Annotated in this window: 10 protein-coding genes; all 10 read right to left on the reverse strand. The window is 37.0% G+C overall.

Going from position 1 to position 13,665, the window contains the following annotated elements; translation table 11 throughout:
• Positions 1-171 precede the first annotated feature (171 nt).
• Complete coding sequence (locus tag SJY37_RS11295; RefSeq protein WP_379953069.1) at positions 172-3,840, reverse strand: hypothetical protein; 3,669 nt, start codon at positions 3,838-3,840, stop codon at positions 172-174.
• Positions 3,841-3,970: 130 nt separating this feature from the next.
• Complete coding sequence (locus SJY37_RS11300) at positions 3,971-4,348, reverse strand: hypothetical protein (RefSeq protein ID WP_108878608.1); 378 nt, start codon at positions 4,346-4,348, stop codon at positions 3,971-3,973.
• A gap of 147 nt (positions 4,349-4,495) precedes the next feature.
• Positions 4,496-5,593 carry an AmmeMemoRadiSam system protein B gene (gene amrB / locus SJY37_RS11305; RefSeq protein ID WP_379953070.1) on the reverse strand — a complete coding sequence of 366 codons (1,098 nt, stop codon included), beginning with the start codon at positions 5,591-5,593 and terminating at the stop codon, positions 4,496-4,498.
• Between the two features lie 34 nt (positions 5,594-5,627).
• Positions 5,628-6,728: an endonuclease/exonuclease/phosphatase family protein gene (locus SJY37_RS11310; protein WP_298324366.1), complete on the reverse strand. Its 1,101-nt coding sequence runs from the start codon at positions 6,726-6,728 to the stop codon at positions 5,628-5,630.
• A gap of 156 nt (positions 6,729-6,884) precedes the next feature.
• Positions 6,885-7,202, reverse strand: a complete 318-nt coding sequence (locus SJY37_RS11315) for a YbjQ family protein (protein ID WP_298324369.1) — start codon at positions 7,200-7,202, stop codon at positions 6,885-6,887.
• 115 nt (positions 7,203-7,317) lie between these two features.
• Entirely contained in the window at positions 7,318-8,673 is a 1,356-nt protein-coding gene (locus SJY37_RS11320) for a TlpA family protein disulfide reductase (RefSeq protein ID WP_379953071.1), read from the reverse strand.
• A gap of 121 nt (positions 8,674-8,794) precedes the next feature.
• Complete coding sequence (locus tag SJY37_RS11325) at positions 8,795-10,540, reverse strand: mechanosensitive ion channel family protein (RefSeq protein WP_379953072.1); 1,746 nt, start codon at positions 10,538-10,540, stop codon at positions 8,795-8,797.
• 20 nt (positions 10,541-10,560) lie between these two features.
• Positions 10,561-11,274, reverse strand: a complete 714-nt coding sequence (locus SJY37_RS11330) for a pirin family protein (protein ID WP_379953073.1) — start codon at positions 11,272-11,274, stop codon at positions 10,561-10,563.
• 108 nt (positions 11,275-11,382) lie between these two features.
• Entirely contained in the window at positions 11,383-11,886 is a 504-nt protein-coding gene (locus SJY37_RS11335; RefSeq protein ID WP_379953074.1) for a GreA/GreB family elongation factor, read from the reverse strand.
• 5 nt (positions 11,887-11,891) lie between these two features.
• A complete protein-coding gene (locus SJY37_RS11340) occupies positions 11,892-13,631 on the reverse strand; it encodes an FAD/NAD(P)-binding protein (RefSeq protein ID WP_379953075.1) in 1,740 nt (579 codons plus the stop codon).
• Positions 13,632-13,665 lie beyond the last annotated feature (34 nt).

Here is a 13,665-nt window from a genome sequence, read left to right on the forward strand (position 1 = left end):
CTTAAAATCTCGCATTAATTCATAAAAAAAGCTCCTTATTTGGGAGCTTTTTTTATGAGTAATATTTCCCAACTTGTGTAAGTTGTAAAATACTAAGACTTGATTCTTTTTTAGGGGGTAAATTTCTTTTTCACGCTTTCGCGAAAGCGTAACTCTAAAACTAGTAGTCTATTATAATCCGAGTGATATTCCGAAGCCTAGTCTTCCACCTTCAGGACCTTCGAAATAGCTTATATTTCCTTTAAGAGCGCTAGCGGTAGAAAGATTAACACCACCACCATAACTATAATGTAGTGTGTTACTTTCTGTGAAATCACTCCAGACTCTTCCAGTATCATAACCAGCATACATATCTATTCTCAACGGGAAAAAAGCAGTTCTAATAGGTTTCAATTGGAAAGCCAGATCTGCCGAAGCTGCAAGCGCTTGTTTGCCTATAAAACGATCTTGCCTATAAGATCTCAACCCTGTATTTGCTCCTAACGAAGCTGCTTTATAGAACGGTATATCATTTCCAAAGCGCAACTGTCCCGCTAGACTAGTTTTAAGTACAAGATCACGAGATCTATCTATTGCATTCCAAAGCGTAAGACGAGGATCTAGCACTCCTACAGTATTTGTACTGGTTACTTCATCAAGAAAACTTCCTCTTATAGCCACATCCATCCCGCGAGTAGGGAATCGCTCATCATCGATACTATGATAATTATAGAGCCCTGTTACTACAAAATAACGAGCATCTACTATGCTAGTATTATTTTGAGGTCCCACATTTATATCTTCATAAGATATGTCAATCTCAGAAGTAGTTCCATATTCTCCATTGTAGTACATCCCTATACCACCTGTGAGATACTGCATATTAATGCGGTTTGCGTCAAAAGAGTTGCTAGTGTTGAACAGTGAACTATTACCTTCTCCGAAAAAGTTTTCTGTAAAATTTGCAGTAGTTGCTCGTCCAAAAACTTTGAAATTCCAGTCATGAAAAAGGTGCGCTTTATGCCATGATAGTTTAACATCACCTGCTTGGGTAAGGGAAATATAGCGAGCATCTAGCTCAAATTTTGTAGTAAAAGGATTTCTTTCAAATCCTAAAGTAGATTTTCCAAATTGTATTCTAGGAGAGAAACCTTCATCTGGATTATAGACAGCCTCGAGACCAAAGCTACCTCCTTTTTTAGGTGTTCTCTCTGAATCGTAAATGCGGTTTTCATAAATGTCATCTATGTGCCTTGTCGCATTCCCTTTATCTACAATCTTATTTTTAGTAGATTTTTGATCGTATATGGTAACATTATTTCCACCAATAATTTCATAAGTATCATTGTCTAATCCTCCAGATAGCACAATGTTAATCGCACTTTTATGTTCACCTTGCACATCAAATACATCTTTGTCATCAAGTCCATAAATCCAGATATCTTTAGTGTCAACAGGATTAAAAGTACGATCAAATAATACGTTTCCTTTTTCACCATCTTTAATTCTATAGCCCGTTACACGTACCTCACCATTAGCAAGATTCTGGATATCAAAATGATCGTCTTTATCGGTTCCCTTGAGCACTTGAAACTCTAGAAAGTGCTTGTAGTACCTCTGTACAATGTCTTCTAGGTTGTTTTTACGTGAGAGAAGATCAGTTTGAATACCTTTCCATATCTCATCTTGAATTTCAATTGGAGCCTCACTAAAAGCCTTTTTTACCACTTCAGGTGTGATATTTTGCTGGATATACTTCATCTCTTCTAACCACACAGACTTATCTGAATGCATGACTAAGGCACGGTCGAGATTAATAGCGCTCTGGCTAAATTGTTCTATGTATGGAATATCTGGGCCGTAATTACCAAACTGTCTCAAACCACTCATCACTTTTTGCATGGAGGTAAGGAATGAACCATCAAATTTTGCAAACACTTGATCCCGATCTCTAGGGACAGCGGTGTATATGGTAGTTCCTTCTTTCTCATCTACTTGACTTTGAGCCCAGCGCCATTGATCTTCATGTCTATCCCAATCACCTATGAGCATATCAAAAATGCGAGCTCGTATATAAGTTCTTTCATCAAGTTGATTTTGATCATCTTCGCGTAGTTCTTTAAAAAGATCCTGAGTGCTTTCTACCTCCTTACTAAATTTGAACATATGTGAATCGTCAAAATCACCATCAGGTTTTTCGACTATCATATATAATTGGTCACCATGTGTTTTATTAAAATCTCCTAGTAGATTTTGCTTAGGTACATAGAATAATTTAGGATGCGTATGTGGTAATTTTATCGCACCTGCTAGCCTAGGGATAGCAAAAGCACCATAAGGATGTGCAGCCGTGTAAAAATCTTTAATAACACTCGCCGGCACTGTTCCTTTAAAATAACTCTCTCCATCGAGATCATTATATCCAGCAGATTTAAGAAAGGCGATTGGGTCTTTTGCAATGGCTCGCATGTTATACTCTTTATCGTCTTTTGTTACTAGACGCAAACCGTTAGTCTGGTTTCCGCCACCTGCTCTTTCTACAGTAAGTCCTCCATATAGGGTATCGAGTAGTACAACGGGTGCTTCTACATCAACTCCGTATACGTATCGATAATGCTTACCCCAGAATTTTTCATACTTCTCAGATTTCTTTACAGCCTCTGCAGGATACACAGAAGCCTTCACCGTTTTAGGAAAAACCGTAGGAAGTGAATCAAGATTGTAAGGTTCTGGTTGTTTAAAAGCTCTCTGGCTAAAGGCTTCTTTAAACGTGCCGTTTTGTAATGTAAAGAAGTGCACAGATGATGAGTTGTCTTCATAAATCCTTACTTCTGTATATCCAAGTTTTGTTGAGGTAAATAGTCCTCTCTTACTCAAACGCGCAGGTTTTACACTACTTCCCGTTCCTGATATTACTTGCTTTATAGCTCCGTGATCTATATACTGTAATGAGCGTTCATGACCAGAAACTATAATTACCTTTGGAACATCAAATGCAGCCAGTTCTATGGTAGACATTAACTCGTTCATAAGAGGGTTATAGCGGTCTTGCTTAGATAGACCTCCTTGTGATCTTAAAAATGATAACGATGCTCCTGCGAGTGGTATGTATGCATTTTCAGAAGTAGGTTTATATACAACTGTAGACGGGATTTCTCCACCGTAAATACCATTTGAGTACAAAGGGTGGTGCATAGCAATAAGCACTGTTTTGTGACGAGCTTTACGCATCTCACTAGCGAGAAGAGTATTAAACTGTACTCTTGTCTTCAACTCGCATTTATCATTAATACCGTCCGTTTTACTCCAGTCTTCTATATACCATTGTGAGTTTATGAGTATAAGCTCTATTTCATCATTCACGCTTATCACCTCTAGCGGACAACCATTTTTAGGTAAAAAGTGATCTTCTTCCTTATAAAAGTCTTCAATGTAAGTTTCAATATCTTCAAGACCTTTTACACCTCTCTCGTTCCATTCTTGCTCTCCAGTAAGAAACAATGAAGTTCCTTTGAAGGAATTAGATAATGATAATTGAGCATCAAGTTGAGATGAAACTTGGCTATCCTCTAGATTGCTATTATGTAGATTATCTCCTAGAAATAGGAGGTAATCATCTTCTTTTGATAACGAAGCAAAATCTTTTTCTAATGCGACAATTAGTTGGTTATTTGGACCTTTCAAGTCTGCACCAGCATTGGCTATAGAAAATATACTCGTGTATTCTCTAGAATTGGAGTTAAAAAAAGTACTATTATCTTTATCTCTATAATTATCGCGATGCACAGCACACGCTATAAATAGCAGAGATACAATAGATAAGCCAAACATTTTATTAAAGAAGAGTAGTCTTTTATTCACAAGAAATATTTTTTTCAATGTACATTTCTTTTTTCCTAAATAGTTGCCATAGTACTATTAAAATATGTTAATAAAAAAGGGTCCTGCTTATATAAGCAAGACCCTTTAGGTGATTGTACTGTATTGAAATTTATATGCGAATGAAATCCTTATTGAGATTAGTATCTGCAATCATATCTCTTGTAAAGCTTAAATGTCCTTTGGTTGTTATGATTCTAAAGCGATAATCTTTCATTCTAGTTAAGGTGTCTAGAAGTAACCACTTAGATTTTAATAGTTTTGGTTTCGAACTTTTTAAACTCACTTCAAAAAAGTATTTGATACCACGTTTTTCGGCTACGATATCTGGAGTAAGAGAATTTCCTGTTTCTTGTCTTTTAAAGGAAATAGGAGTCTCATAACCTTCGGCATCTGCCTTGATATTTTCGAATCCCTTGTTTTCTAGATATTCGATAGTTTCTGTTAAAAAAGCGTTGTTCTTGTTTTCTGTTTTATCTGAGTATATCATAATCAGTAAGATACAAGATAGACGAGCCTTTAAGTATTAAGCTCGGGTTAAAATAGTTACAATTAATGTTAAAGCCAGTATTGAGGATAGGTACGCTTTCGCGAAAGCGTAACACCAAACAACTAATATAATCGAGAAATTATAATGCTATTGATAAGACATACCTACATAAGCTACCCAGTGCGTGCTATCTGCCTGTGCGGTGTGCCCCATACGTAAATCGTCAACCTTAATATGAGTATTGTGTATACTAGATCGCCAGTCTATAAACGTACCAGTGAGGTGCGGAAGTTTTCCATCTTTATTAGACGCTCCCGTAAGTTGCTCTATGCGATTTGCAAGCAGTAAGCCGAAAGGAGTGGAGTATCTACCACACCAAGTCCATTTATAAGACTTATAATCGTCAGCCATAATGGTTATATCATTGAACTTTTTAATCCTTTTTGTGGTGAGCTCTCCCTGCAACGTCTCCTTTACAATATCAAGGTCCTTCTGCCTAGCCTGAGCTGTCCCTGTACTGTCTGTGCCAAAGGGAGCGAGATTACCGCTTCCCCAGCCCTCAGAACCGTAATGTATAGCATCATTAGAAATTACGACAGCAATATCTTTACCATATATTAGATTCTCTTCCTTCATAAGTGCAGCAATACCACTTCCTATATCATCAGAAAATAACTGCATGTTTTGGAATGTGTTGTAAGGAACGAGCATGGGTATGATTTCTAGAGCAGGGTTTTTACGTTTCAAAAAAGGGGTTATAGCTTCTAGAGAATGTTCTAACTGCATCATAGAATCATGCACGGCGTATGTTTTTTTATTGAGTTTAGTGAGGAGTTTATCTCTAAGGCTGCTTACGGGAATAATGCCATCGGGAGATTGCCAACTATCATAACTCCCAAAAATGATACGATCTTGTAAATCAAAATTTCTTGCTCTGTGAGCTACGCCCACAAGGATAATTGTTTTGGCTTTTATTCCAGAGAGGGTTTTGTAATCCAATCCTCCGGCATATCCATAATCATCATGTGGGCATATTACAGCTTTGTAGGTTTCAGAATTTGGCAGTTTATCCGCGTCATCCATTCTACTGATTATACTATCCATTTGCCATGAATATTGAGTAAAACCGATAGTATCCTCTTGATGCCTAATATGATTTTGAAGTAGTGCAGCCTTTGCTTGAGAATTTTTATCGCAAGCAACGACACAAATACAGCATACAAATAGTAATAGAATAAAACGCATGAACAGTGAGTTAGACTATAAATATAGATAAACTTTAATCACTAGAAATTGTAGGCATTTCCATATTAAGAAGATGCTGTTCTTTTAATTGGGATTGTGCTCTATCGAGAATTTCTTTAGAAGGTTTTTCGGCCTTTTGTTCTTTTGCTTTCCCCGGCTCAAAGGTTAGTTCTGTATACATCGGGAAGTGATCAGATTTGATATCTTTTGTGCGGTTTAAAGTCTTTACACGAAACTCTTCCGAAATAAATAAATGATCAAGTGGCCAGCGCATAAGCACATTTTTTGCATTAAATGTGTTGTAAAACCCGCGACCTATTCGAGGATCAAGTAGTGTACTTGTCTTTCTAAAAAGCGAAGTAGTATTAGACCAAGCAACATCATTAAAATCTCCTAATACGATTACCGGCATTTCTCTTTTGTAAACACGAAGTGCCGTAGTCATCATCTCTGTATCTCTGTCTGAGCTCATAGGATTATGTTGTGGCATAGGTGGAGTAGGGTGGATGGCAAATAATTGAAATTGATTACCGCTCTCCAAGGTAACAATCGCCTCCATAGATGGAATCTCTTTATCTACAAGATGATTAATTTTGTTTTGAGACATAGGTAAGCGAGAGTATAGCAACATCCCGTAGGTGTTATCTAGAGGTTCTAGCATACTATAAGGGTAAGTTGCAGATAATGTTTTGTGTACGGCATTTTGCCACAGTTGGTCAGTCTCCATGAGCAGTACAATGTCAGGATTTTTTTCGGCTACTTGGTCGAGTAAGAGTTGGTACTTTTCATTCTTCTGTAAAACATTGGCTGTGTAAATTTTCAATGTATTTGAAGCGTCTGTAATCGTACTTTCTTTTGCCTCATAAGAAGAAAAAGGCGTGTAGGCATAAATCTTACCTAGTTGAAATGTAAAGCATGCAATAAGAATAATTACAAAGAGGTAGTCTTTGTAATATTTTATATCAAACCGTATAAAGTAGGTAAGAATAGCAATAAATGTAAGCCCCGTAAGCTGCGCATGCGGAAAATCAAAAACGCGTATCCACCAGTAATCTACGGCAATAAGAGGTAATAATGTTAAAATGACAGCAATAATGCCGAAACCTTGCAAAAAGTTTTTGAGAGTGAAATTCATTTTATTGGATTGGTTGGTTATGCAAAACTATCCTTAAAAATGCTTAACTCTCTTAAAGCCATATTAAATGGGAAAGATTTAAGATTTTAGAATGTCAGATACTTCTAAACTATCAATCAAGAAAATCGCGAATCTTACTGTGCTCTATATGTATCCTTATCTCAATACAACAGCAGTTCCCATTGCTGAAATTCCCAATTTTGAGTTCTCAATAATTACCTCAACATCCATAGTAATTCCTACAATCGCGTGAGCTCCCATTTCTTTAGCTTTGGCTTCCAGTTTCTTGAGTACTTCTTGTTTAGCAGCATCTATTCCTTCCTCACTTCGCTCATAAATCTTATCTCTATTGAGTGAATCTCGAAAACTAAGCCCTTTAGTATCGTAAATCTTTGCATAGATGAAGTCTGTAATCACACCTAAGTATTGTGTGATCTCTCTGCCTTGTATACTATTTGTAGTCGTTATAATCATTTATATAAGTTTGTATGTAAGTAGCTTTTAAGATGGTTTTGTTACGCTTTCGCGAAAGCAATAAATATAACATTGATAGTTTTATGAAGACAACCAATCTTTTCTAAATTAAACCTTATTGCATCCTCAATGCATTTTCTATTGCCTGTTCGACCGCAACGGAGGGTTCTTGAATATTGGCATTTATAATCTTACCATCTTTCCCAATGAGCATGTATTTAGGAATAAAGTTGATATTGTATTGTTGACCGTATTCTTCACTTCTTCCATCTTCAATAAATAAATTATAACCAATTTCAGAGTTTTCTTTGTTTAGAAAGTTTAACCATTTCTCTTTAGAACTATCTACAGACATGAGCAAAATCTCTACATCGCTATTATTTTTATACTTATCAGCAAGTTCTAAAACACTAGGTCTGTGATTAAGGCAAGCTCTGCACCATGTGGCCCAATTGTCTATAAAAATTACTTTTCCTAGGTGATCTTCAAGTTTGTACTGATTTCCAGATGCATCTTCTGCTGTAAATAAGTAAGCTTTTTCCCCACTTTGAGAAACATAAAAAGAGCTGGATGATTTTTCAAGTAAGTAATTGTATGGATTTTCTTTTTCTGAAATGAGGGCTTGAGTAAGTACCTCAGTGTTAAATAATCTCTCATGTTTTTCCCAGTAAGTAGGTGCTTCTATCAAACCTTTGATATAGCTCGCTCTTAGGTAATCAGCAAGCTCCTTGTTATTCGTCTTTTGATCTATGAACGCTAAAAAATCAGTAATACTTTCTATTGCATCATTTTCTCTTAAATATTCAATTTCATATTTGTAGAGATAAATATCAGGAAGAGATTTTGATGATAGCGTAAGCTTCGGAATTTTATTAACGAAATCAAAATAGGTGTTATCTGGTTCTAATTCTTTTATCATTCTGCCATAATAGAATAGAAATGAATAGATTCTTGCATCATTCTGATAGTGTAACAATTCCAAAATATCAGTACCTATTTCGTCCTTATATAAGTCAATGTTATTAGCTCTTTCCTGTCTGAATGTTTCAAAAACAAGCGGAATTGTATCTATGTTATTGGAACCAAAAAGTAAACTACTGTTATCACTTATAAACTTGTTGTTGCTGTGCCAGAGATTGTTGAGTAGTGAATCTGCTTTATCATGGGTGTTTATAATACCATCTTGATTAAGAAAAATGTTTAAACTTTTATTATTGGCTAGAATAGCCAGATAAGGATCATCATTATTTTTGTGATTTATAGTTACTGCAGTAGGATGTACTAAGTTTACAGCTTGTAGCCGATTACTATCTGAGATTTTTGCAACCAGTCTTTCAGTATTAAATTCTGAAATATAGATAGTGTCTAAGGCAGTCTCAGTTTGTAAACTTATTTGTGCAGGGTTGTTTTCTTTTTGGCAGCCAACTAATGAACATATAATTACAGCTAGTAAAAGATTTTTTAGATTCATGCTTATGCAACTTTTATAACCACTTAGTTATTAAAGTACTAAATATACTCCGTGCTAATTCGTTTCACGACTAATTGTATATAAAATACAGTGTACATATGTTTTTTTCGCGAAAGCGAAATTAATAATTATCAATTTTATTAATCTCATCTTTCTCAATCTGAAGACGCTGTTTGGCTAGATATCCCCCGTTATTAAGTGAAGCTACAAACTGCACTAGTTGTTCCCTAAGTTTACAGTGTAAATCCCATGTTGTAGAAGCATCTTTTGCACTACATAGCGCTCGTATTTCAATAGACTTTTCTGTCACACCTGTAACTTGTACAGTAGGCTCATGCTCTTCATCCCAGTCCTCAGAGTCTATTAGCAATTGCGCAAACTTCTCTCTTACTTTTTGCACATCAATATGATAATCTGCATAAATGGTTATCGGTCTTACTTGTTTTGGGTTTGTCATTGACCAATTTTCAAAAGGTTTTGATATGACATCTTTCAATGGAATTATAAGTCGCCTCGAGTCCCAAGTGCGTACTACCATATAAGTAAATCGAATATCTTCTACATAACCCCACTCGGATTGAATATTAATGGTATCACCTATACTTGCTGGTTGCGTAAGTGCTATTTGTATACCTGCTATGATGTTACCTAAAGTATTCTGTGCTGCCACACCTAATATTATAGTAATAAGTCCCGCAGATGCTAGGAGGGAAATTCCTAATTTTTCAAGAGATCTAAATTGTGAAAAAATCACTGTGATAGCTACTATAATTATAATGATTGTCAAGACCCTTCTTGCAACTGATATATAAGTCATCATCATACGAGCATGCTTGTTCTCCTCTAAAGAAGAATCACCCACACGATTTTCTGTAACATAAGCAAAAATGTAGTCAATAAAGCTCATTAGAAACCAAGCAATAGAGGCAATGACAATGATTAATAAAATAGCGTAAAGTGTACTTGCCATACTCCCAGAAAACGAAATAAGATATGTTAGAGTAAGGTAAAAGAAAAGTACACCAATGACTATGCCTGCTGGTTTAGCCATTTTTGTTGCGATGGACTTGAGTAATGGTTTTTTTGATTTGAGGAATAGTTTCCTGGTAAAAAAAGAAAAAAATTGCCCTAGCAGATAACCAAGAAATCCTAAGAGTATAGTCCCTATAATTTTCCAGATGGGAATTCCTAAGACCCCTACCTTAGACCAGCCTGGCATTACTCTATCTAACTTTCGAGGGCCATAGATTGCATATAGTGGTTCAATATTTTCAACAGTATTAGCACTTATTATCCAAAATGCACCCCATTCCTTTAGCTTGACTCTCTGTAAGCGTAAGACTGCATCTCTATTTTCCAATGCGACTTCTCCAAAAACAACACTTCGTCTTGGTTTACCGGAGATATTCTTGTTTGTAGATGTAGTGATATCAACTTGTCCATCAAGTCTATCAGAAATTCCTTCCCAATCGATGGCTATTCTTTGATTGATAACAAAGTAAAATTTTTCTGCTAGGATTGCTGCTTCTTTCCTCGTAACACTTTTTGGAAAAAGGTTAAGATTTAATGCGTAGGCCGCATCTTCAAATTTACCCTCACGACAGCTTATTATAAAATGTTCAAGTGTAGCCTGGGGTGTTGTAAAATTAAACTCTTTTGGAGGTAGTCCTATATTATCATTAAGTCTTTCTAACTGGTAATATGCGTCATTATATTCTCCTATAGGATTACTATTATATATTCCTTCTGACGGTATAGTATCACTAAGCTTAGGAAATTCTTTTGTTTCATTTTTTTGAGCAAGTGTAGATAAATTGAAAAGATAAATAAAACAACAAATGATAATTGAAATGGGTTTACTACTCATAGGTTTGAACGTTTGATTTATTAAAACTGCATAGGCACCTCGATAAGTAATATTTTAGAGTCAGATTGTGCGGTAATTTCTAGCTCGGCAATGTCATAAACTCCTATAGCATCACGTCTATCTAGTAGTTCGCCAGCGGCGTGGGCGCTACCTTCAAGTACAAAAATAAAAAGGCCATTTCCTTTTTTATGTAGTTTGTGTACAAGCGTTTGCTCTTGTGTAAACTCCCCCATATGAAACCAAGCGTCTTGATAAATCCATACGCCCTCATCATCTTGATTTGGTGAGAGTATTTGTACAAATTCATTTTTGAGATGATGCTCATTTATTTTAATCTGGTCATAACGAGGCGTTACTGGGCGCTGGTTAGGCATAATCCAGATTTGTAAAAACTGAACCTCGCGATCACTATTTTTATTATACTCACTGTGATCTATTCCAGTCCCAGCACTCATTACCTGGATGTCACCTTGCTGTATCACCGTCTGATTACCCATACTATCTTTATGCTCTAGATCACCAGAAAGCGGGATGGATACAATTTCCATATTGAGATGCCTGTGCATATCAAAACCTCTACCAGCTGCTACGGTGTCATCATTGAGCACACGCATCGCTCCAAAGTTCATTCTATTGGGGTTATGGTAACTCGCAAAGCTAAAGGTGTGAAAACTCTGTAACCAGCCGTGGTTTGCGTTTCCTCGACTGTTTGCTTTATATAGAATCGTTTGCATAGTTGATAAATTAGGACTTGAGTAGCTCTATTTTTAGTGATAAAGTTACGATATGTAAACTTGTTTTTAAATGTGTTTTTACGCTTTCGCGAAAGCGTAAACCTCATACTACTCTACGTAGGCTATATTTTTAATAGTGAGTTTCTTCTCCTCATTACCTAGCTGAAATGTAGTTGTTTCATCCACCTTTTTGCCAATAAGTGCTCTAGCAATAGGAGCGGTGAAGGCAATTTTTTTGTCTTTTACACTAGCCTCATCTACGCCCACAATCTGGATAGTAATAGGCTTAGACATACCAGCGATGGTATATGTGACTGTGGCGCCAAAACGTATTTCTCCCTCATCCTTAATATGATCAAGTAGTCTTGCGCTCTGTATGCGTTCCAGTAGTAAGTTACGCTTCCCATTAAGTACGGCGAGTGCGCGCCTGCGCTCGCGCTCATCTGTCTCATCTAGGGTGGAGATTTTATTATCTAGCGTACTAAGCTCTTCCTTAAGCTGCGTTAATCCGTGATTAGTGACGTAGTTTGTCACACCATCTGGTAGTGCTGCCCTAGGCGGAATTATAGGAGTTTCTTCTTGGTCATCTTCTTTTACAAATCCTCTGCTCATCTTCTTTATTTTTCGTTCTTCATTAAGGCTATACTGCGCTCAGACCAGCTTATAGTGCGCGGTCCAAAACATTCTAAAATTGCATCTACACCTATCACACTTCCCTTAGATAGTCTACCTAATACCGCTAGTGGCACAAAACTTTTACCCTCTGGTACTTCTACATAACCATAATCGTCTGTGCGTATGCCTAGATCTGTATGTTTAGGCTCAATCATTTCATAGCTAAGCAAGTTTTTAATGATAGGTGTATTTACCGTAACAAGCTGTGGAGAGTCTAGTACAGCGTTAAGCATCACGTCTACCGTAACCTTATAACCATTAGATTCAAGTTGCCAGCCTCCGTCTACACAAGTGATTTCTGGATTATTTACAAAACCAAGATCTAACAATCCTGCTTTTGCAAGCGCGATAAGTTGTTGTGTGCTTTCAACGGGTGGTCCGTAAGAATATCTTTTTGATGCTTCATCTAGCGCAATAACTTCGGCAACCACATCATCTGCGATTGCTGGATATGAGAACTCTCTGTAGATTGTAGGCTGGCAGTGTCGCCATACTTGACCTATAAAATAGTCGATGCTAACAGGTGCTTCTCCTACTGCCATTTCCACCTGCAGTTGCATCATTTCTAAAACGGGCGTCTGGTGTGATAGGAGTAGGGGATGCGAAAGTGATTTATTGTTGAGGTAATTTATCGTCAAGAAATAAACTTCTTCCTCAGTAAGATCGTGTTGTATGGCTTTGTCTCCTAATTTTAAAAACAAGGGAGCAACAACAGCTGCCATTGCTTCTAGTAGAAAGTATTGATCTTTTGCGGGGTGATTGCCGCAGGCACCTTTATGTATCGCTTTCGCAAAAGCGTTTATAGCATCATCACTTGGCATAAACCACTTATCTACCGCTTTATTTATAGGTTTTGGCACCATAGGAAGCCCGTCTAAGGTAAAAGGTACAAACCGCTGCGGATGGTTTTCTCCAGCGTGAAAAGCTACTTCTTTGGTATCATTATCAAGCATCTCAAAATGTGCGCCGCGTTGCAAGGTGAGCGCACGTATCTGATCAATCATTGCAAGTCCAAAACCTCTAAAAGCAACTACGCTCTCTGAGTTAATGTTTGTATTTATCATTTTTTCTACAGGATAGGCTTCTGTAAATAGGAGGGCTTTATCAGTTTGTGCAATGTGATCTTTCCATTCTTGCAGCTGCTCTGAAAGCTCTGTATCCTGATGTCCTATTGTGATGACTACTTCATCTATTGCAGTGACTGATGTGTTTTCTGTAATTGCTGTGAATTCCGGTGCAATATAGGTGAGTTTAGTGACCGTTTCCTCAACAATATTTAATAAGTCAAACCCCTTAAGAGCACTTGCAATAGTCTCAAAACGGGCATTAAGGTAGGTTCCCATCTTTGCCCGTGGAGGAAACTGATCTGGATGCGTCGCTGGAGGATTTTGTTGTTCTTCTGGTAACCACTCCGTATATGAGGGAAATGTAGGGATGATATCATCACCTAGTTTTATTTCTGGTCTGCCAGGTAAGTCTTGTAAGGCACGCTCAGTAATATTAAGCCAGTTGCTCGCTACTTGCTCAGGATTCCACACCCAGCCTGAACCTGGATATTTAAAAGGTTCAAATAAAGTGACTTTTATTTGAGCTTTTGGAGCGTTATTGTAGAGGGCAGTAAAAAGGCTTTCAAGAGCAAAAAGTCCTCTGGGACCTCCTCCTATTATGGCGTAGTGTTTCATAGGTTGGTTGTTATACTCACCCTTTATAAAAGGG

Source organism: Dokdonia sp. R78006, from assembly GCF_042466145.1.
Classification (GTDB): Bacteria; Bacteroidota; Bacteroidia; order Flavobacteriales; family Flavobacteriaceae; genus Dokdonia.